20 protein-coding genes and 1 pseudogene are annotated in these 20,512 nt (G+C 68.8%); 3 read left to right on the top strand and 18 right to left on the bottom strand.

What is annotated here, in order from left to right; translation table 11 throughout:
* Entirely contained in the window at nt 1-3,321 is a 3,321-nt protein-coding gene (locus ACIBCN_RS37030; RefSeq protein ID WP_396996645.1) for a hypothetical protein, read from the top strand.
* Nucleotides 3,318-4,502, top strand: a complete 1,185-nt coding sequence (locus ACIBCN_RS37025; protein WP_396996643.1) for a hypothetical protein — start codon at nt 3,318-3,320, stop codon at nt 4,500-4,502. The genes ACIBCN_RS37030 and ACIBCN_RS37025 overlap by 4 nt, the downstream gene beginning before the upstream one ends.
* A 12-nt stretch (nt 4,503-4,514) precedes the next feature.
* On the opposite strand, the gene ACIBCN_RS37020 is transcribed toward ACIBCN_RS37025, so the two are convergent.
* From ACIBCN_RS37020 to eccB, 4 genes are all read right to left on the bottom strand, one after another.
* Nucleotides 4,515-4,886, bottom strand: coding sequence for a YbaB/EbfC family nucleoid-associated protein (locus ACIBCN_RS37020; protein WP_396996642.1), 372 nt, complete (start codon nt 4,884-4,886; stop codon nt 4,515-4,517).
* Nucleotides 4,879-5,343: a YbaB/EbfC family nucleoid-associated protein gene (locus tag ACIBCN_RS37015; RefSeq protein WP_396996640.1), complete on the bottom strand. Its 465-nt coding sequence runs from the start codon at nt 5,341-5,343 to the stop codon at nt 4,879-4,881. The genes ACIBCN_RS37020 and ACIBCN_RS37015 overlap by 8 nt, the downstream gene beginning before the upstream one ends.
* A complete protein-coding gene (locus ACIBCN_RS37010; RefSeq protein ID WP_396996639.1) occupies nt 5,340-6,440 on the bottom strand; it encodes a hypothetical protein in 1,101 nt (366 codons plus the stop codon). The genes ACIBCN_RS37015 and ACIBCN_RS37010 overlap by 4 nt, the downstream gene beginning before the upstream one ends.
* Before the next feature lie 158 nt (nt 6,441-6,598).
* On the bottom strand, nt 6,599-8,020 hold the full coding sequence (gene eccB / locus ACIBCN_RS37005) for a type VII secretion protein EccB (RefSeq protein ID WP_396996637.1): 1,422 nt from the start codon (nt 8,018-8,020) through the stop codon (nt 6,599-6,601).
* A gap of 62 nt (nt 8,021-8,082) precedes the next feature.
* Here eccB and eccE point away from each other — a divergent pair, with 62 nt between their 5' ends.
* Complete coding sequence (gene eccE, locus ACIBCN_RS37000) at nt 8,083-9,828, top strand: type VII secretion protein EccE (RefSeq protein ID WP_396996635.1); 1,746 nt, start codon at nt 8,083-8,085, stop codon at nt 9,826-9,828.
* A 65-nt stretch (nt 9,829-9,893) separates the two neighbouring features.
* Here the strand turns inward: eccE and ACIBCN_RS36995 are convergent, their stop codons facing one another.
* The 14 genes and pseudogenes from ACIBCN_RS36995 to ACIBCN_RS36930 all read right to left on the bottom strand — a co-directional run.
* Nucleotides 9,894-10,190, bottom strand: a complete 297-nt coding sequence (locus ACIBCN_RS36995) for a WXG100 family type VII secretion target (RefSeq protein WP_396996633.1) — start codon at nt 10,188-10,190, stop codon at nt 9,894-9,896.
* Between the two features lie 43 nt (nt 10,191-10,233).
* On the bottom strand, nt 10,234-10,551 hold the full coding sequence (locus ACIBCN_RS36990; RefSeq protein WP_396996631.1) for a WXG100 family type VII secretion target: 318 nt from the start codon (nt 10,549-10,551) through the stop codon (nt 10,234-10,236).
* A gap of 94 nt (nt 10,552-10,645) precedes the next feature.
* Nucleotides 10,646-11,431, bottom strand: coding sequence for an ESX secretion-associated protein EspG (locus ACIBCN_RS36985; protein ID WP_396996630.1), 786 nt, complete (start codon nt 11,429-11,431; stop codon nt 10,646-10,648).
* Nucleotides 11,432-11,480: 49 nt separating this feature from the next.
* The gene (locus ACIBCN_RS36980; RefSeq protein WP_396996628.1) at nt 11,481-12,497 is read right to left on the bottom strand and encodes a PPE domain-containing protein; all 1,017 of its coding nucleotides are present in this window, start codon (nt 12,495-12,497) and stop codon (nt 11,481-11,483) included.
* Between the two features lie 43 nt (nt 12,498-12,540).
* Nucleotides 12,541-12,840, bottom strand: coding sequence for a PE domain-containing protein (locus tag ACIBCN_RS36975; RefSeq protein WP_396996626.1), 300 nt, complete (start codon nt 12,838-12,840; stop codon nt 12,541-12,543).
* A gap of 11 nt (nt 12,841-12,851) precedes the next feature.
* A complete protein-coding gene (locus tag ACIBCN_RS36970) occupies nt 12,852-14,195 on the bottom strand; it encodes a hypothetical protein (protein ID WP_396996625.1) in 1,344 nt (447 codons plus the stop codon).
* Nucleotides 14,195-14,512 (bottom strand): type VII secretion target, encoded by a 318-nt coding sequence (locus tag ACIBCN_RS36965; protein ID WP_396996624.1) that lies wholly within the window; start codon nt 14,510-14,512, stop codon nt 14,195-14,197. Before ACIBCN_RS36965 ends, ACIBCN_RS36970 begins: the two co-directional genes overlap by 1 nt.
* A 237-nt stretch (nt 14,513-14,749) precedes the next feature.
* Nucleotides 14,750-15,049, bottom strand: coding sequence for a YbaB/EbfC family nucleoid-associated protein (locus ACIBCN_RS36960; RefSeq protein WP_396996623.1), 300 nt, complete (start codon nt 15,047-15,049; stop codon nt 14,750-14,752).
* Complete coding sequence (locus ACIBCN_RS36955) at nt 15,043-15,546, bottom strand: hypothetical protein (protein ID WP_396996622.1); 504 nt, start codon at nt 15,544-15,546, stop codon at nt 15,043-15,045. The genes ACIBCN_RS36960 and ACIBCN_RS36955 overlap by 7 nt, the downstream gene beginning before the upstream one ends.
* Nucleotides 15,530-16,315, bottom strand: coding sequence for an ESX secretion-associated protein EspG (locus ACIBCN_RS36950; RefSeq protein WP_396996621.1), 786 nt, complete (start codon nt 16,313-16,315; stop codon nt 15,530-15,532). The genes ACIBCN_RS36955 and ACIBCN_RS36950 overlap by 17 nt, the downstream gene beginning before the upstream one ends.
* Nucleotides 16,312-17,991 carry a hypothetical protein gene (locus tag ACIBCN_RS36945; protein WP_396996620.1) on the bottom strand — a complete coding sequence of 560 codons (1,680 nt, stop codon included), beginning with the start codon at nt 17,989-17,991 and terminating at the stop codon, nt 16,312-16,314. Before ACIBCN_RS36945 ends, ACIBCN_RS36950 begins: the two co-directional genes overlap by 4 nt.
* Before the next feature lie 42 nt (nt 17,992-18,033).
* Complete coding sequence (locus ACIBCN_RS36940) at nt 18,034-18,855, bottom strand: YbaB/EbfC family nucleoid-associated protein (protein ID WP_396996619.1); 822 nt, start codon at nt 18,853-18,855, stop codon at nt 18,034-18,036.
* A gap of 42 nt (nt 18,856-18,897) precedes the next feature.
* Complete coding sequence (locus ACIBCN_RS36935; protein WP_396996618.1) at nt 18,898-19,719, bottom strand: ESX secretion-associated protein EspG; 822 nt, start codon at nt 19,717-19,719, stop codon at nt 18,898-18,900.
* A pseudogene (locus ACIBCN_RS36930) lies at nt 19,716-20,512 on the bottom strand (hypothetical protein); the annotation flags it as partial. The gene ACIBCN_RS36935 and the pseudogene ACIBCN_RS36930, both read right to left, overlap by 4 nt.

Below are 20,512 nucleotides of genomic sequence, written 5' to 3'. Positions count from 1 at the left end.
ATGTCGTTACATTGGCCGTCGGACCTGGCCTGGCTGACCTATGTGGTCGGCTCGGAATGGCCGGAAGGCGACGAGGACAAGATGTTCGCGATGGCCCAGGCCTGGTTGAACGCCGCCGACGCGATGGAAAAACAGCTGATTCCCGCGCTCGGCGAGGTGCACAACCGCGCGCTGCTCGGCTATCAGGCCGGGCAGGGGCACGACGCCATCAGCGCGGAACTGCGGAAACTCATCTCCGGCGACACCTCGATAGACCAGCTGGCCAAGGACTTTCAGCAGGTCGGCACCTCCACCCGGCACGCGGCGACCACGCTCGAAGAAACCAAGCTGATGATCATCGTGGCGATCGGCATGCTGGCCGCGCAGATCGTCGGCGCGTGGTTGTGGCCGCCGACCGCTCCCGCCGTCGAGGCCGCCGCCATCGGCGCCACTCGGGCGGCGGTCTACCGGGTAACCAACCGTGCCCTCGACCTCATCGCGGAAATCCCGGGTATCGGTGAATTCTTGGTCAAAGTGCTGCGGTATCTGCCGAAGGTGTCCGACGGTCCGGGAAAGATCGCCGGGCTGGTGGCCAAACCGGTGACGGGTTTCGCGGGGAGGGCCGCACCCGGACTGACCCGCGCGGCGCTCGATTGGGGGTTCACCGACGCCACGGCACTCGCGGTCGGCCGGATGCCCGCCGCGGTCACCAAATTCATGATCGAGAAGGCGGTCAACAACGTCATCTGGGCCGGCGGTGGCGACCTGTTGATTCAGGAGATCCAGATCGCCAAGGGCCATCGAGACGGCATCGACGGCAAGGAAGTCGCCATGTCGATCACCGCGTCGATCGGCGCGTGGTACGTCGGCGCCTTGGTGGCCACCAACGTCGAGAAGTACGGCGGCAAGCTGCTGACCCGCCTGGGCAAGGACCCCACCGCCGGCGTCTGGGGGGCCGGCCTCGGGCTGCTGTCGGGTACCGTCCCGACCGTCGTCGCCACGCTCGTCGGCGCGGGCATCGGCGAACTGTTCACCGGAACCTTCGACCCGAGAATGGCGCTGATCGGCGCGGTATCCGCGAACTCCCTGATGGGCGCGCAGCGCGGCTACATCGGCATGCTCGGCGATGCGCCGCAACAGTTCCACGCGAGACCCGAAGGCGAGCACGTTCCGACCGGGCGCGCCGGATCCGCCGAGCACATTCCGATGACCGAGCGGACCGAGCAGCCGCGACCGCCCTCGCTGCGCTCGATGGGCAGCGGCAGCACCAGCGCGCGCGTCAAATCCTATGACGAGCTGCTCCAAGAGATCAGGCAGCGCGATGTCCCCGGTTACCACGCCGCCCGCGTGGCGGACCGCGAAGCCCGCTCCGGCGGCCGCGCCGACGCGCCGGAATTCGATCCGCGCCAGCACCGCAACGCATTTCAGGCCGAGCAACGCAGAGCCCTGAACGATCTCACTACCGCACAGCGGGAGGTGAAGGCCCGCGAACTCGAACTCGTCCGGGCTCGCGCCGAGGCCAGGGCGCGACCCGCCGACGCATCGCCGGGCCGAGACGGCGACCCCATAGTCCATGCGACGCAACGGTTGGGGGAAGCACAGAGCCATGCGATCGATGAGCGCGCGCGGATTCAGCGGGTGCTGGCGGGCGAGCCGGAACCCCAGATCGCCAGTGCCCGAGCCGATAACCAGACGGTCGAGACCACCGGACCGATCGACGGACCCGCCGAAACGACCCACCCCGTCCTGGAAATCACCGAAACCGTGACCTACCACGACGATTCGTCCTCCACCCATTCGGTAATCGGCGAACGCCCACCGCACGCCACCAGCCAGCCGCCGGACCGGTCACGTCCGATCCTGGAAATCACCGAAACCGAGAGCTACCACGACTACGCCTCGTCCACCCATTCAGTGGAGCGCGCCGAACTCCCCGCCGACGTCCCGCCACCCCAGCCAGCACGACTCGGCGCCAGGTCGGCGGACCGGACCATCACCGACCTCGACCGGAAGCTCAGCACCCTCGAACAACGAAGCCGCTCGCTGGCCGCCGCGGACGAGCGGGTCCAGCGAATTCACGAAGAAGTGCACGACGCGAACTCCCGGCTGCACACCCTCAATGAGCGGCACGACACACTCCAGCGGGAAAAGCACGAGGCGGAACGTAACCTCAGCGCGGCACAGGCCCGCCTCGACCACTGGCGCGCGCAACTCGACGAGCCAACGGTGACGGGTGCCGACCGAGCCAGGGCCGCCGAGGAATTCACCCGGGCCGAAGGTGAGGTGCACACGCAGCAGCGCAGTATCGTCCGCGCCACCACCCATCTAGAGCTGACCAAGCAGGAGCAGAGCGGCGCGCACGGCAAGCTGGACGGCCCGGTGCGCGACCAGGACAAGGCCGTTGCCGCCATGGAGCGGGCCGACCGTGCCGCCGAGGATGCCTTGGACGCGGCGACCAGGGCACACGAGGCGCAGCGCGCTGAACTCGATCGACTCACCGCGAGTAGGCACGTCAACGAGGCCGAGCTCCAGCAGGCCCGGCGCGAGCACCAGATCGCCGAGGAAGATCTCGCCGCGCACAACCGGGAGTTGGCGCGGGCCGAGCACGACTACCGTGCTCTCGGCGCCCGCGAGAGAGTGCACAAGCAACGTGAAGCCCGTGCGGCAGAGCATGATTCGGCCGCCGAGGCCGAACGCCAGCGGCTGTCCCGGCAGTCGACTCGGCACACCTTGTCGCGACGGGACACCGTCGACGAGCAGACCAGGACCGCGCACCTGCAGGAACGCAACGAGCGCATCGCCCGGCATGAGCGCGAAAGCGAAAACCTACGGCGGCAAAACCAGGACGACCAGCCGGAGCAGCGTCGCGCGGAGCACCGCGCCCTCGGCGCCAGGATCCGCGAGCTGGACGGTCGGCAGGAGCGGCTTGCCGAGCGAGTGACCGACGCCCGAACCCGAGTCGAGACCGAACAACAACGGCTCGACGCCGTCGACGCGAGCATCCGCCGTGCGCAACGACAGCTCGCCGGTTTCGCCAGGCTGCCCGAGCTCCAGGACCAGTTCGCCGCACAACGCGGGAATATCGCGGAAATGCGGGCGGTACGCGAGGAACAGCTGCTGGCCACCGGCATCACCGAGGCCAAGCTCGAGGCCGAGCTGGCGCGGATCGCCAAGGACGGCCAGACCGATCGAACCCAGATCGAGCGGACGCTGTCGGACGGCGGCTACTTCAGCGGCAAACCCAAGGGCCGCAAACGCCCGCTGAATCACGACATGCCGGACCCGTTCAGCGCGCTGCTACCGCCGCCGGGCCCCGGATTCTGGCTGACAGGAGTGGCGTGAGCACCGACGAAAGCCCGGATTTCGCCCTGTCTTTGGCCACCGAGTACGGCGGTGCGGCGGTCACCGAGGTGGCAGCCGCGGCGCCGCCCGATCGCCGCGACGAGGTCCGTCGGTACGCCGACGAACTCGCCGCGGACATCACCGAGCTACTCCTACCGGCAGGCCCACCGCGGTGGCGACAGCTGTATCTGACCTGCTCGGCGACGGTCACAACGGTGACCGCCGACGCCGTATTCATCACCGAGACAGGCGATTCCGCGCAGGTCGCGGTGCCGGCGACGGTCACCGAGCTGATCCAGCTGCTGCGCACAGTGACCGTCGCGCTGCAGGATCGGGCCTGGTGGCTTGTCGAGCTTCGCCGCGATCGCGACGGCGCGACGGTCTCCGAATTCGGCTACGGCGACGTGCCGTTCCCGCCGAGCCTGCTGCAGCCCGCCGCGGCCTACCGCGCCGATCTGGCACGCTTTCCGCGCGAACGCCTTCCGGTGTGGCTTGCGGCTTATCTGGCCGTCGAGGATGGGCGGTTACGGCTCGCCGACCTGTTGACCCGCGCCCACCTCGACCGCGAAACACCTGCGATACCAGTCGAATTCCTCGATCCACGCCTGGTATGGGCTCGGTGGGCCACCGTGGCAGCAGCCGCGGTGGTGGCCGAAAGCGATTGGGGCCCAAGAATTATCGGATCGGCCGCCGCGTTCGAATCCACCGACGGCAGCGGCTCGACGCTGCACCTGCTGCCGGGCGGGCGTGCCGTGCTCTCCGGCGGGACCTGGGATGCCCCGGAACTCGACGCCGCCTACAACGACGGTGCCCCGATGCCGGAATACTACGGCGGCCTTCCGGATTGGGTCGATGCCCCGGTCCTGAACCACCGGGCCGTCGCGGGACTGCTGTCGTTCTGCTACTGGTGGGACGGCACCGGCTGGTATCGCGGGCAGTCCCCCGGACCGGCCAGGATCGGCGCGGCGATTCCCGGGATGTGGACACCGGACACGGTGACCGGCATCGTGTGCGCGGTACTCGGCGATTCGACGTCCCGATCGGCGGTCGCCGACCTGGTGGCGGCCGCCGAATCGGGTACGGTCACCCGTGATACGGCACGGGCGGCCTTCGGCGGCGCGGACAGCACCGCCGTGGCCGCCGGCTTCACCCAGCTCGCACTGGCCGGCCTCACCCGCTGAATCCGCGCCGGTTCAGCTGAACTGGTCCTTCAGTGCATCGACGGCGGCAAGCATATCGCCGACTTTCGGGGCCTCGCCGTAGTCGACCATGACCGGGGCCATCAGTTCCTTCCGTTGCCGGACAACGTCGGCAACGGCCTTGCCGGACGCCTCGGTGATCGCCTCGGCGATCTCGTCGTACTCCAGATCGCCGATGCCGGAGGCGAACTTGATGTCGATGGCGATGCCGTCGGCGTTCACCACGACGGTCACCCGGCGGCGCGCGGCCGTCCCGGTACCCATCAGCTGCGCGGCTTCGGCCTGCAGCTGACCGATAACGGTGACCTGCTCGGTGAAATCATCGACCGCCCTGGCGAATTCGTCGTCCATGTGTGCCTCACTCATCGCGATCCAGTATTCGGTGGCCGGTGGCGGGCCGCTCGTTCCGCTCGGTCGGCGAGGTGAGTGGCGCGCGCACCGCTTTCGGCATCTTCTTGCGGAGTTCGGCCAGTTCGCTGAACATGTCCTCCAGCCGGGGCATGGCGGACTGCCGCTCGACCAGCGGAGCACGCAATTCCTCGTCCTTGCGGGTGATCTTCGCCGCCGCGCGCTGGGCCGCCTGCAGGGTGGCGCGGGCGATCTGGCTGTAGCTCAGATCGTCGACGGCTCCGGAAAACTTCGTCGCGATGATCGAGCCGGAAGCGTTGACCGTCACGGTGATTCGCCCGCGCTCCGCCGACGCCGACGCGGTGAGCTCGGCGCGGCTGCGCGCCAGTTCGGCCAGGTGCCCGAAGGTTTGCCCGAACGCGTCCAGTAGTCCACTGGCGTCCTCGGCCAACCGTCGGTTCTGCGGATCTATCATGACGCCGCCATTTCTGTCATGGCCTCCCGCAGGCCTTCGGTTTCCACCCGCAAGCCCGCGTATCGCGCCAGGTACGCGATCACCTCGGCGCTGTCGCGCTGGTCGGCGTGCGCGGGCAACAGCAGCACGAACTGCGCAGGCTCCGGTTCCTGCTCGCCCACCAGCGCCACCACCCGGCCATCGCGCAGCCGCAGCACCAGCATCGGCGGCTCATCGGCGACGACGTCACCGAACGGCGCCTTCACCGCCCATTCCAGATCATCGATGTGGATGTCGACCCAGCCGATCGGCACGCTCGATCCCAGCGAGGGCCACGTCGCCGGGTCCACCGACACCAGCGCCGGGTCCGGCCACGGCCGCAGCCGGTCCAGCTCGGTCACCAGCCGCGCGAAGAAGTCGAGGATCTGGGCCGTGTCGAAGCCCCCGGCCAGTTCAAGGACCTCGTCGGGCAACGTGCCCGCCACGACCGACTCCACCAGCGCCGGATAGAACTCGGTAACCGTTGCCGCGTAACTGATTCGATCGATCAGGTCCTGCGCCGCGTCCGCGACGATCTCGGCGCCGGACAGATCGTCGAGGTAGGCCATGGACGCGCACAGCTGGGTCACCAGCGGCGGCTCGCCGAACTCGTCGACGACATCGACATCGCCGGCCGCACCGGCGCGCTGCGGCGTCGCGACCAATTCTTTCCTCGGTCCGGCACGCAGCTCGAGCGGGAAGGCGACGTCCACCGACCGCGCTCCCGCATCGGGATAGGGGTCACCGGTGTCGGGACGATAGCGCAGATACAGCTCGGCCTCGTTGCCGCTGAGGCCCGGCCGCTCCGCATCGCCCTCGACGCCCTCGACAAAACCGACCTCCCACGCCAGGATCGCCGCGATCTGGTCGGCCGCGAGCAGGCCGTCCGGCATCGGCCCGTCGGAGGCGCCGAAGCCCGGCTCGACCGCGGCGATATTCACCAGCGTCACCTCGAGCGCGTCCGCGGCGACCGCGTAGCGTCCGCTCGCGTCGACCGAGTCCGGTTCGACGATCACGCAGACGCCGCCGACCGCGACGATCGCCGCCCCGTCGGTACGCCTGCTCACTATCCGCGGCATCAGCCCTCACTCTCACTGGGGAATACATCAGACCGATCCGGCGTATCGGGAGGCCGACGGCACTCGTTGGGGTCACGGTGAACATGTGGTGAACGCGGCGGGTTCGGCTCGCTGGACACCCACGCGCGGTAGCGTCCAACGGAATCGCGGGCGCGCATTCAGCGGGCCGGGCCGTCGCCGCGCACCGTGTCGCGAGCGATCAGGGCCGACTGCCGGTCGAGCATGGGACCGGGCGGCAGCTGGCTGAGCAGCTGCCACGGCACGAGTTTCGGTTCGGACAGGCCGAGCATGGCGGCGGTGGCCGCGTCGGGGATACCGAATCGAATCCCGGTGTCGGTCACATAGAACAGGCCGTCCCGTCGGGTGCTGTCCGGTTCGATCCCCGTCACCTGCACGAATTCACCGGTGGCCGGGGGCAGGTAGCTGGCGTCGGCGTGGCCGTCCAGGCCACCACCGACCAGCGTCATGGCGCGCGCGTCCAGCGGCAGCGGCAGTTGTTTACCGGCGAGCAGCTGCAGCCGCGCGGTCGGGTCGGCCTTGCCGCGCGACCAGGTCACGCACGCGATCGGCTGGTCGTCGGCCGACACGATGGTGGGACGTTCCGCGGGAAACTGGTCCACCGGCAATGTGTCGAGCACCGGCACGCCGCTGATCACATCCGGCGAGACGAGCGGAATCGCCGCCATACCCATCGAATTCGCGGTGCGCAACACCTCCGCGGTGAACGCGGACACCTTCTGTACACCGTCGGACAGCACCACATAGAGCGTGGTGTCGCGCGAGTTGTCGACCCGGATCACCGACCCGACAACGAGTTTGTCCATCCGGGCCGGGCCGGGGGCGCCCGCGTTCGCGATCCCGGGCACCGCGAGCTCGGGCGCGGCGACGGTGGCGTTCAGGAGTCCGTTCCCGATGGGACGCGGACGCAGCCCGCGCACCCGCAGGGCGGACACGATCGCGGGGTTGTTCATGTCGACGCGCGCGTGCTTGCCGTTGTAGACCAGGTAGGTCGCGTCACCCAGCGTGGCAAGCAGCGCCTGGTCGTCGGCGACCGCGCGCACCTGCGCGGTCAACCGCGGCGCGCCGTCCAGCACGGTGGTCTGCACGCCGGAGGTCGTGTCATCGCACAGCGTCCATTCCGAACGGTCGGCCTTGTCCGGGCCGAGCAGCGCCGCCGGGGCGCCGGGGATGCCGAGCAGCGGACCACGCGAGAGCGAGTTGAGCTTGGCATCCTTTATCTGCGTTGGTGATTCGCTGCTGCCGGTGACCAGTCGCGCCGAGGCCAGATTCAGCACCGGGTGCAGCGTCGTCTTGTCCATCACCACGTACAGCGCACCGCTGACGGAGCCCATGATGATCTTGGACTCGCCGATCTTGGTCTCCGGCTTCAGATACGACATGACCAGGCAGCCGCCGGTGAACAGCACGGCCAGCACCAGCCCGGTGATCAACGATCGGAATTGAATGCGCATGGGATCGTGCAACATGCGGACATCGCGGCGCACGAGCGCATGTTCGAAACGCTGCAGCAGGAATCGATAACCATTGACCTGCGCTCGAGTCGTCAACTGTGCCGGCATTACATCTCCTCCACCATGCCCGCGAACACGCGAATTCGAAGGGCTCGTGAGATGCTACCGCAATGAGTGAAGTGTCCGGCCTGCCGATCAACAGAAATCCGTTATCCCCCGGTATTCCCGCGCTGCGTTCCGGGCCCCGCGGACTATTCGATCGGCTACCGCTGCCGGTAGTGCTTCCTTCGGCCACTGCCGGTGCCGTAGCCGGCACCATCGCGGTCGCTTGTCACGCACAACTCTGGGTCACGCTGACGCTCGGTTTCGGAATTGCGCTGCTCGGCACGATCAAATTCAAACAAACAAATATTTGGCAAACTCTGGGAATGCGAATCGCCCTCCGGTGGCGTAATCGGCGCCGCTCTGCTAATCAGTCCGCGGCGGACTCCTTCGACGTGCCCGTTCCGGAATCCGGTGGCGTCCACTGCGGCATGCGCTGGGACGGCCGCTACATGATCACCATGCTCGAGGTCGGCCAGGCCACCGTCGCCCCGACCCTGCTCGGCCCGGCGCAGATTCGCACCGACGACGCGGTGCCGCTGACCGAGGCGGCCCGCTGCCTGTCCCAGTTCGACATCCGGCTGGCCGCCATCGACGTCGTCACCCAGGGGGTGCGCACCCAGGGCAGCCAGGACGTGGTGCGGATCTATGAGCGGCTGCTCGGGCCGCTGCCCGCCTCGGCGGCCCGCACCGTCCGGCTCGCGCTGCGCTTCGATCCGCTCGACAACACCGAGGCCATCGACAATCGCGGGGGCGGCGACGAGGGCACGATCCGCACGGCCCTGGTCGCGACCCGCCGGGTAGTCAGTCGCCTGGCCACCGACGGGGTCCGGGTGCGCATGCTGACCGCCGCCGAGCTGACCGCCGCGGACGCGGACGCGCTGTACGACACCGCACCGCAGGACTGGACCGAGCAGTGGCACACGGTGCGCAACGACGCCGTCGAGATGTCGGGCTACACCGTCCGATCCGGCCGGTTGACCTCCGAGCTGCTGGCCGGGATCTGGGCGGTGCCGGGGTTGTCGACCCTGGTGCGACTGCGGTTGACGCCGGTCGCCCGCTCGGGCGCACCCGGCCGCGCCGCCGATGAGGTGGCGGTGACCGCGCTGGTGCGGCACGACACCGCCGCGACCGCGCCGGGCGATCGGCCGGAGATGCCTGCCGAGCTGGGGCTACGGCGGCTGACCGGCCGCCAGCGGCGAATCCTGTTGGACGGCGGGCACATCGACCCGGCCGCCGCGTCCAGCGGTCCGCCCGCGGCACTGGCCCGGCTTGCCGTCCCGGCCGCCGGGTCCGGCCAGGTGATCGGCGCGACCAGCGACGGATTCGGCGTCGCGGTCCCCTTGTTCGGCCCCGCGGTGCGGCGCGTGGAGATCGTCGGGCACCTGCGCCTGACCCAGCTGATGGTGCTGCGCGCGATCGCGGTCGGCGCCAAGGTGATCGTGCACAGCACGCGGCCGGACGCCTGGTCGCACCTGGCGGCCGAGATCGGCGAGCCGACCGCGCTGTCGGTGTCCTCCCCCGGCGGCGGCGCCCAGCACGCGGCGGCCGCCACGATGATCGTCTACGACGGAGTGGGATCGGCGGGGCAGGTCGCCGAGGCGACCGTCGTGCATGTCCGAGCACCGGGTGCGGTGTCCGCGGCGGTGCCGGGGGCCGATGTCGTGCTTGTCGAATCGGCGACCGACCCGCATGAGGTGACCATCCGCACCGCCCGTGGCGTGCTCACGGTGCGGGCCGTGACGATTCCGGAGGAGTCGCGCTACCTCGATGCCGCGCCGGAATCGAGTGTCGCGGTGCCGCAACCGGCCTGACCGAAACGCCGAAACGCGGGCCAGGCACCCTCGATGGGTACCGGGCCCGCGTCGGTATCGGTGAACTACTCGAAGGTGGCGGCGACCTTGCCATCGGTGGTGAAGGCGTGGTCGGAGGCGGCCTGCACGCCGTCGATCGCGTGCTTCAGCACGGTCTCGGTCAGCTGGGTCAGGTCGTCCATCAGAATCTTGTGCTTGGCGTCGAAGCTGACGTTGCCCTGGCCCTGCCAGTTCGCGTCCAGCACCTTGCGCTGCTCCTCGGCATCGTTGTGCTGGCCCTGCAGCTGCTGCTGGTAGGTGCGCAGATCGGCGACCAGTGCGGACATCGCACCGGCGTTGTACACCATGGGGGAATCGGTCATCAGAAAGCCTTTCTGTTATCGAATACGGACGAGCGCGCGGTCATTACGTGAATTTGGTGCCGAGGCTGGTGAAGCTTTCCGCGTTGTCGTATTCCGTGTTGGCGATGACCTTCTGGCCCTGATCCAGGGCGTCCGACACCGCGTTCAGGTCACCGTTCAGCTTGATGATCTGAGCGTGCAGATCGTCGGCGAATTTACAGAAGGCCACATACGCCTGACCCTGCCAGCCCGCCTTCGCGCCCTGCACGGTGCCGTCGAGATTCCCGGCGATTTTCCGGATCGCGGGAATCACCGCCGCATAATTGCTCTGCGCTGTTTTGAACGCCTGGGGATCAATGCTGGTTGTTGATGCTCCGGACATGGAAAGCCTCCTGAGTGAATAAGGGGGTAAAGGATGAACAGTTATCGAACAAGCCGGGGATCAGATTTCGCCGACGGCCGTTCCGATCGATTGATTAGGGCATCCACCTGCCTTCCGGCAGCGACTCGATTTGCGCGGCGATCACGTGCGCCAGCCGGCGATCGCTGCCAGGGGCGAAGGTGGTCCAGGCCTGTCCGTCCGCGGCGACGCTACCGCCGCCGACGATGCGCCCGTCCGCCGTGTCGTAGACCGCGGCGGTGGCGGCGGACCGGACGGCGCGGCCGTCACGGTAGCTGTAGCAGACCAGCTCGGCCACGGAATGGCATTGCCGCAGCGCCATTCCCAGGGTGATCGCCGCCGCCTCCGTCATGCCAAGGCTGTACGCGACCGCCGCATAATCCGAACCGGCGTCGTCGAACCGCTGTCGCAGGTCGGCGGTCGGGGCACGCAATGCCGCGATGTCGGCGGGCGGGCAGCGCCCGAGCGGGCCGAGCAGCGGGGCGGCCAGCGCGACGGGATCCTCGTCACCCCACACCGTGCGCACCTCCAACTCGTCGTCGGTGCGGACCGTGACCGCGTGATCGAGACCGCGGCGGGCCAGGCAGACGCGAATCAGCTTGCCGTCGCGCCGGATTCGCATGATCAGCGCACGATCCGGGCGCGCGAGTGTGCACAGCGCGGAGGTCAGCTCATCGTCGAGCACGTCCCCGCTGCGATCGAGCACGCCCCGATCGAGCAGCTCGGCGACCGTGTCGGCTCTGGCCGCGTCGAGCCGGTCGTAATCGCGGTGACTCGGCCGTAGCGCGAGCACCGGCGGGAAGGTCTGGACGCCGAGCGCGTCGGCGACGGCCAGGAAGCCGTCGCTGGTCAGTGTCGTCATCGGCGCCCCGCACTCGACGCGGCACCCAACCGGGAACAGGCGGTACGCATCAGTCCTCCGCAGCAGGTCCGGCCGGCACCGAACGGTGGACGGCATGGTCAGTTCTGCCCAATACCGCTGGCGCGGTGGCGAATCCGGCCTGGACCAGGATCGAGTCGCCGAGGTCGTCGGCCTCGGCGGCCACCGCGCGGGACACCGGAGCCTTGGCCTGCGCTCGACTGTCCGCGACAGGCGGCATGATCGGCGGTGCGGCCGTCATGGGCTGGGCGGCGAGCTGCACGGTCGCCGGGGCCGGCGCCATCGTCACGCCGGGCGACAGCACCGGGGGCAGCAGCATCGGCTCGGACCCGACCGGCACGGTCGGCACCGGGGCGAGGTCCAGCGCGGACAGATCCACGCCCTGCGGCATCTGCAGCGCGGGCTGCGGCACCGACGACGCGCTCGCCGCCGGGCCCTGTGCCGGAGCGCCGGCGGTGGGCGGTCCTTCTTCGGCGAGCAAGGCGGCACCGTCGGAGACCGCCGGTGCCGGATCCGGCTGCCACGGCGTCGCCAGCTGCTCGCTCGCCGCCTCGTAGGTGCGCATCACCTGGGCCGCCTGTTCGCGCAGCGCGTCGAGCTGCTGTTCGGCCGTGTCCAGCACCCCGGCCAGCGGTCCGCCGAGCAGGCTGCCCTTGATCAGATCCTCGGCCGTGTGCAGCGCCTGCGACACCTCGGCGACGTGCGGCATGGCCAGTTGCGCGATCTCGTAGGCGGCCGCCTGCTGCGCGCCGGCCGCCGCGTTGCTGCGCGCGGCCGCGGCGCTCGCGTCCAGCCAGCCACCGAGCTGAGCCAGCTGGGCCAGCGCGTCCTGGCTGGAGTGCGAGCCCCAGGCGTTGCCGACGACCGACAGAATGCCGTGGTATTCCAAGGCCGCATCGCTCAGCCGCGCGGACAGCGCGGTGTAGGCGAAGCCCGCCTCGGCCATCGGGACGACGCCCGGCCCCGTGGTCAGCTCATGAGCGAGCTGCTCGGCCGGGACCGCATCCCACACCGTGCCGGTGAATCCGTGCTGTGCCGGTTCGGCCATCGCGTCAATCCTTATCTCGGCGCGTGCGCGCGCCCGTGGTGCGTCAGAGGTGGAACAACTGGGCGTTGTTGCTCTCGGCGCCTTCGGCCAGATCCGCGTGCGAGCGCAGGTTCGCGGCGATCTTGCGCAGTTCGCGCACCCCGCTCAGATACGACTCCCGAAACGACCCGCCGACCTCGCCGAAGGTCTGCGACGTCCGGATCGACACCGGATCAAGCCCGGCCGCGGCCGGGCGCAGCGCGGCGTAGGAATCCTGCATACCGCCCTCGAGGCCGTCGGCCAGGCTGTCCAGCCGACCGGCCGCCAGCCGGGCCAGTTCGTGATCGATCGCGACGTGGCTCATGGTGTGCTCCTCTACGAGTTGAACGGGGTGTCGGGGCCGCTGGTCATGTGGTCGCCGATGACCGGCGTGGTCGTATCGGTGGGCTCCCCGCCCACCAGTTCGTCGCCGTGGCGGGCGGTAACCAGCGCCGCGTCGGTGCCGTTGGCGGCGCCCGCCCGGTTGGCACCGAGCATCGCCCCGGTGGCGGGCAGGATCGGCGGCAGCGCCTCTTCGGTCATCGTCACCGCTGCCCCCGGCACCACCGATGCCGTGGTCACCGCGGGCACCGCCGTCACGAACGAGTTCTGCGGCTGCCATTGGCCGAGCGGGGCGGACGCGAGACTCGTTGCGCCACCGCCGATTCCGACTGCCTGGAGGGCAGTACCGCGCGACTCGGCGGACGGAGCCGGCCCGGCCGGCGTGCGCGGCACCGGCCCGTTCGGAACGGGATTCGGCTGGTGACCGAGCTGACGCGCGCTGGACATCAGCGGCTGCACGACCTGCTGCAGTTGCGAAATCAATTGCGTCAGTTGCGATTCAATGGATTTGCTGGGCGTGCCGGTGGTCGCCGCGGCGGCCGGTTTCGCGGCCTTGACCTGCGTGCCCACCCGCGGCGCCAATTTGGCCGGGACACCCTTGGCCGACGAGGCCGCGGATTGCAGGCTCGCCCGGCTCAGGTGGTGCGTCGGCACCTTCTGTCCGGTCGCGCTCATGTGCCCGGAGTGCCCGATCAGGTGCGCCTTGGTGGTCGCGGTGATCGCGAGCGCCTCGGTGGCGGCTTCCAGCGCGGAGGCCAGCAGCGCCGCCTGCCCCGGCGGGGTGGCCAGGGTGAGACCGAGCGCGGCGGTGGTGAGCGCGAATCGCGCTGCCACCGCGCCCATCTGGGCGTAGCCGATGGCCACGGTCCCGGCGGCCGCACCCATGGACATGTGCATCTGCCCGGCCTGCTGCGTCAGCGCGCCCGCGGTGAGCTGCGCCGTGGCCGCCGAGGTAGCGGCCGACCGCGGGCCCGCGCCCTCCAGCGATTGCAGCAGCTGAATGCCCTGTGCGGCCCACTGTGTCGCCGTCTGGACGGCCTGGATCACGTTGGTCAGCAGGGTCTGCGGATTGACCGCCCCGCTGCCGCCGATATTGCCGTCACCGAAACCGCTGAACAGATCGGTGATCGGTTTGGCGAGGGCGGCCACGTCCAGCGGCGGCAACACCGGCAGGCCCGGCAGTGGCGCGAGCGCGGGCAGTTGCGGAAACGCGGGCAGTCCGAGCCCGGCCAGCACCTGCTCGACCGGCTGGCCGAGCAGCGGCCCCACCGGGGTGTTGCGCAGCGCGTCGAGGACCGTGGGATGCAAAGGGTCCGTTGGTGTTTCGACGGCAGCCATTACTCGGCGACCGACGGCACGACGAAGGTGTCGGCGCTGTGCTGGTCGGCCTGCTCGTAGGCCGCGGCCGCGGTGTGCGAGTTCGCCGCGGTGGTGCTGAAGATCTCGGCCAGTTCGGTCACCGAACCCAGGTGGTTGGCCTGGGCGTAGGCGAAACTGGCGAGGAACTCCTGGCCGATCAGCCCGAACACGGGCACTACGGCCGCCACACCGGCGGCTTGATCGGCGGCCCCTACGAGTGCGACCGTCGCTGCCATGGCCGCGGAAATATCGCCGTAGTGTCGGAAGGTCTCCGGCTGCACATGGAGGACATTCATCGCGGTAGCTCCTAGGGCTGTTTGTGCGAACTCGATACCTACACGGTTCACGGTGAAATCTATTGAGCCCCTGACGATCGGCAAGTTCTGCGCGGATGCCGCGCCTACTGTTCACCTAGCCGTCGATTGCGCTGATCAAGGGGCGGAGCAGGCTCGATTGTGCTGTCCTGCGCACTTGTGCCGCCGACAAATCGGCTGCACGACACCGCAACCGGCGGGGCCGCGCGAGCGTCGATGCTATTCGTTCACCTGGCCGTTGAAATCTTCGATCAGCGCGGCGCGCAGGCCGAGCGCCTGCTGCGCGGCCGCCGCGGCGGTAGACACCACGGCACGCTCGAACTCGGCCGGTGACAGCTGCGAAACACCTTCGGAGACGCGAAGATCCAGCAGACGTGCGGCACCGTCGACGGTGATGGTGATCGCCCCGCTGTCGTGCGCGTGCACGACCCGCACCGCGGCCAGATCATCGGAAAGTTGTTGCATCCGCGCCAGCCGCTCCCTGGCGGCGGCCTCGAGGGCGGCGAAATCGGTCACCACTGGTCCCCATCCTGTTCGAGCCAGCTGCGCGGCTCGTAACTTCGTTCGGCCTCGTCGACCAGTTCCGAGCGTTCCACCGCCGCCGGGGTCGGCAGGCCGAGCATGTTCATCGTCTGTTCAGCGAATCCGAGTTCGGTCAGATAGGTCCGGCGACTCAGTCCCGCGCGATCGGCCGCCAGCCGACACAGCCGCAGCACATCGTCGCCGAGGTCGTTCGGATCGCGACGCAACTGGGCAGGGGTGACCCGCACCGACAGCGGAATGCCGGAATCGGTCGCGGTCACCACGATATCGCCGCCGCGCAGTGAGGCTTCACCGACCGAATAGGCGGCAAAACCCGAATCTTCCTGGGCCACTTCATGATCCCCAGTCGGCGATTCGGCCGTATGATGCCCGGCAACGGAAGCTTCGCCGTCCCGACTCTCGACGTCGTCATCGACACCTTCGAAAACACCGGTCTCGTGCACGATCCCGAACCGCTCAGACACAGCGCTCATCCTCCAAAGTTTGCGACACCTTCGTGATGTCGGCGGTGATCATCGCCGCCAGCCGCCGGGTGTCCACCGCGGTGGCGATCGGAGCGCCGGTATCGGCGAAGGCATAGCGGCCGTCGCCGACCAGATCGCGCCAGAAAATGCGGTGCGCGGTAACCCCTCTGGGGCCGAAAATCGAACTGCCAAGGCTGGTTTCGACCAACCCGTCGCGTTCGACCGGATGGGCCAGCCAGGCCGCGCTGCGGCGTTCGGCATCCAGGTCGCTGTCGTACACCAGCGACCGGCCGTACTGATGATCGGTGTCGCCGCCGCCCGGCACGAGCACCAGCGGGGTATCCGGCAGCCGCCCCGCGTCGCAGGCTGGCAGGGCTGCCGCCAGCAGCCGCGCCAGCCCTTCCGCCGCGGTCAGGGAGACGACGAATCCGGAGCTGTGCCAGCAGGTTTCGCCGGGAAGCTGACGGATCAGGGTGGCCATCGAACCCTGCTGCGCGCCCAGCATCCGCACCGCGGCGCACGGGTCGCCGGGGTTCCGCGGATCGAAGGCGTACACCGCCACCTGGATGTCGGCGTGCGCCACCCGGTCGAGCGCGCCGTGCAGCACCCCGTCTTCCTTGGCGCGCAAGCTGTGCCGAGCGTCGGCGGTCAGTCGCTCCCACTCGGCACCGTCGGCACCGCGATACAACGCGAACAGCGGCTGCGGTAACCGATCGGTGAACAGCCGGTGCCACAACACGATCAGCTCGACATCGGTGAGATTCCAGGTGCGGATCACCGCTCCAACACCGGCCGGACACCGCGGCCAGGCGTGCCGAGCGCCTCGTCGAGGTGTTCGGTGGAGTTCAGTAGCTCCAAACGCTTCCGCTGCTTTTCCTCGTCCCTGCGCGCGCCAGGAGCTCCGCCGATCGGGAAGCCGGGCTCACGGCCACCGACCGGACCGGACCGGCCGAGCGGGACCTCCTTCGGCGCAATGCTCGCGCGCGGAAACAGTTTCGATTCCTTGGCCAGCAATTCCTCGGCCGACAGCAGACCCTTGGCGCCGACGATGCTCTTGCCGCCGATACCGCCGAAGGGGCCACGCCCGGTGCCCGGACCGGTCGACGAATTCACCGCGAGTGGCGGCCGGGCCAGCGGGTTGACCGACAGCTCGCCGGGTTTATGCGTCGTCGATGGCAGCGCACCTGTCGGCATATGGTCGGTCGGGGCCGGTTTACCGGGGTTACTACCGCCGGGCTGACTGCCGCCGGGGTCACTACCACCCGGATTACTACCACCGGGGTCACTACCACCCGGATTACTACCACCCGGCTCAGTGCCACCCGGATTGCTACCACCCGGTTCACTGCCACCGGGCTCAGTGCCGCCCGGCTCGCTATCACCCGGATTGTCGCCACCCGGTTCCGGTTTGCCGCTGGTGTCCAGGTCGCGGGCCGGTAGTCCCGACCCCCCTTCGGTGAGGGGTTCGGAGTTGTCGAGTGCGGGCACGACGGCCACCTGGTCGGGCTGCGGCAACGCCACGATCGTGCTGGTGGTCTGCGGGAAATTGGTGGTGTAGTAGGTCTGGAAATTCGCCTGGTAATGGAACAGTTGAATTTGGAGTCGGTACTGTTCGGCCGCATTGGGCGACGACGGCAGTTCGGGGGTCGGCGGGGTGGCGTTCTGCTTGGTTTGCTGTAGCCAGCCCGAGGTGTTCAGCATGTTGTCACCGAGCAGGTTCATGTCGCCGGTCAATTGGAGCGAAGCGCCGACATACTGGGTGGTGGCCTGCGTCGCGGACTGAGCTCCCGCACCCTGCCAATCCACCCCCGCCGCATAGATATTGGACCGAAGTGTGGTGAACCCCGTGTCCAGGGTCTTGGACAACCAGTACCAGACCCCGGCGGCGTCGGCGACGGCCTGCGGATTGATCGAGTTACCGATCATGTACAGCTGCGACCAGCTGAACTGGGATCCAGGCTCGGGCACGATGGCTATGGGGTCGTAGACGGTGGACTGAGAACTGTTCTTGCGCGGATGCTTTGGTATCGACCCGGGCTTCGGCGATCCGCTCGGCGGCGTGCCGGGCAGGTTGACGAAGGAGATGTCCTGGAAGCTCACGGTGTTGTCGTGCTCGGTCGTCTGATAGTTCTTGCCTGCCGCGACGAACGTGTTGCCCATGTCGGTGAGGATGGTGCGGTGCCGGTCCATCCGTTCGGTCAGTTCGGTCGCGATCTTCTCGTTGTACACGCGGTACAGTCCAGAACCAGACGTGGTATTCGCGATAGGCGGACTCGCCCGCATGAAATTCTGAAAGATCCAAGTGTGCACGCCGACAATCACATTGAGCATATCCTCGACGTGCCTGGCGCACTTCTCGGCTATCCCGGCCTCCAGCGACAGATGCCCATTGGCGGCCTCACCCGGCAAACCCGCCCATTTCGTGTTGTCCGAGATATCCGGATCAAGTGCCATGTCCACCACTCCAACGTGCTGATGTATGAATTACGGTGCGCGTCAGCGCAATTGGTCACGAAGCTGCTCGACACCGGTCAGTATCGCGGCCGGGCCCGGGAAGTCGGTGCGGTCGGCGGCGATCGGCGCGAACAGTGCGGTGGCCAACCGCGCCACGGCCAGTACCGCATGCCGCGACGCCTCGGTGATGGCCTCCGCGATCTCGTCATAGTCGAGATCGCCTATGCCAGTAGAGAATTTGAGATCGATCAGGACGCAGTCAGCATTCACCGCCGCGCTGACGCGACGCCCTTCTGCGGTGCCGGTTGCGACGAGCTTCGCGCGATGATCCTGCAACCGGACGATCTCGGCGGCCCGGTCCGCATCCGGCACACCGGAATCGGCCAGGTCACCGGCGCCGGGAGGCGTCGGCGCGGGACCGTCCCGCTCGTAATCGAAGAGGTCCGTCGCGACCCGTTCACCCGGCGGCGTCAACAGGGCGGGCGGCGGCTGCGGGATCCCTTCCTGCCGTGGCATCCAGCCCACCAGATCCGACAGCTGCGGCAGCCGCGCCTGAGCCGCCTGCAAGGGTGCCATGATCGCCTCGGACCGGCGCTTGACCTGCGCCGCCGCCTGTTGCGCCGCAGCGACGACGGCCCGGGCGATCTGCTTGTAGTCCAGATCATCGACATCGTCGGCGAAGCTGACCTCGGTGACGGCACCGGAGGCATCGACCACCACCAGGACGCGCCCGCGCTCGGTCTCCGCCGACGCCGTCAACGCCTGCAACCGCTGCCGCGCTCCGGCCATGCCGGCGATCAGCTGTCCCACATCGTCGAGCACCTGAGCCACATCGGACTTCAGCCGATCACTGGACCTGGTCACCGCTGCCCACCACTTCCCTTCCGCCACACCGGCTTGCGTCGCTCACCAGGCGTCGTCGTAGACGCTTTCCCGCTCGACGCCGCGCCGGGACTCGTCCTGGCCGACGAGCAGCAATTCGCCGCACTGCCGGTCGATCAGCGCGCGCAGGCCCTCGGTATCGGTCGCGACGGCGGCCGGCGTCGGATCCAGGTCGATGACATAGCCGCCGTCACCGACGTGCTCCTCCCAGAAGATCTGCTTGGTGACCTTGCCGCTCGGCCCGAACTTGGAGTGGCCCTGCGTCAGCACGATGCGGCCGACGGTGCCCTTCGGCGCCGCCTGCCACTGCCTGCAGTGGCTGTCGACTGCGTGGTCATCGTCGTAGACGGAGCTGCGGCCGTGCCAATGATCGACGGTCTCCTCCTGGTTGTGCCCGAGCAACTCGACGCGCGGCAGCGAGCCCGCCGCCATCGGCGGCAGCTTGTCGACGATCAGGCGGGTCAGCGAGACGGCATCGCACACCGTGATCTCGATGTCGTCGTGACTGTTCACGGTGTGCGTGTGCCGCCCGTGGATCAGCACCGCTCGATCGCCGAAACGCTTGCCCGCCAACACCATCCGTCCGGTGAGATCCGTCGGCGCGCCACGGTTGTAGACGTGCGCCGCCAGCCGAACCTCCGCATCTAGCGACTGCACGAGCGCCTCGGCCAGTTCGGGTTCCCACCGGGCTTGCCATTCACCCCAGACCCGCGCCTTGCGGAACTGGAAGTCGTAATAGCCGCGGATGTCGGAGTAATAATCCATCGGCCAGTTCTGCTGACGACCGACGAGCCGCTCACGCAACACCAGGTATTCCAGCCCGGTCAACCGCCAGGTGCGCGTCACGACTGCTGTCCTTCCACTTCGACACCGGCGGGCCGGCTCGTCTCGTCACTCGCCACCGGCTGCCCGTCGATCGTCGTGGCCGTGAAGTCGGTGAAGACCGTCGGCTCCGGCGCGAGGGCTCGGCCGGGCCCGGAGGATAGCGGGTCCACCGTGAAGACCCCCGGAAGTAGCGAACGGGAAAGGGCGTGCGGGCCAGTAGGTCCGGGCGGCAGGAACTGGTCCCGCACGTCTTCCAGCCCCGACGCGATGCGGTCGGCGGCTGCTTTCGTGGCTTGCTGCACGGTCATCGAACCGTCCTGGACCGCCTTCGCCAGCGCCTGCAGGCCCGGCCCGAGTTGGGCGGCGAGCTGAGCACCCAGCTGCTGCAACATCGGGATGCCGGACGAGATGAGCTGTAGCACTTCGGAAAAGAGACTGAGCAGATCCGCGCCGGACATGCCGGAGCCCCCGCTGGCGCCGGTGCCGAAAGGACCGGTCTGCCCCGGCCCGGTGGCTCCCGAGGGGCCGCTACCCGTTGCCCCGGAGTGGCCGGAGCCGCCGTGCTGACCGCTGGCACCGGAATGTCCACTGCCGCTGCCGGATCCACCTCCGCTGCTGCTGCCGCCGCTGCCGCTGCCACTGCCACCACCACTGCCGCTTCCGCCGCCGCTGCCTTTACTGCTTCCGCCGCTGCTGGATCCGCTGCCGCTGCCGCCGCCGCCGCTGCTGCCGTTGTGGTTGCCACCTCCGGTTCCGCCGCCGCCGTTTCCGCCGCCGCCGGATCCGCCGCCGCCGGTGCCTCCGCCGGTGGCGC

Origin of the sequence: Nocardia sp. NPDC051052, from assembly GCF_044456045.1 — a bacterium.
Classification (GTDB): Bacteria; Actinomycetota; Actinomycetes; order Mycobacteriales; family Mycobacteriaceae; genus Nocardia.
The sequence above is the reverse complement of the archived record's forward strand: the minus strand, read 5'-3'. Positions and strand labels throughout refer to the sequence as shown.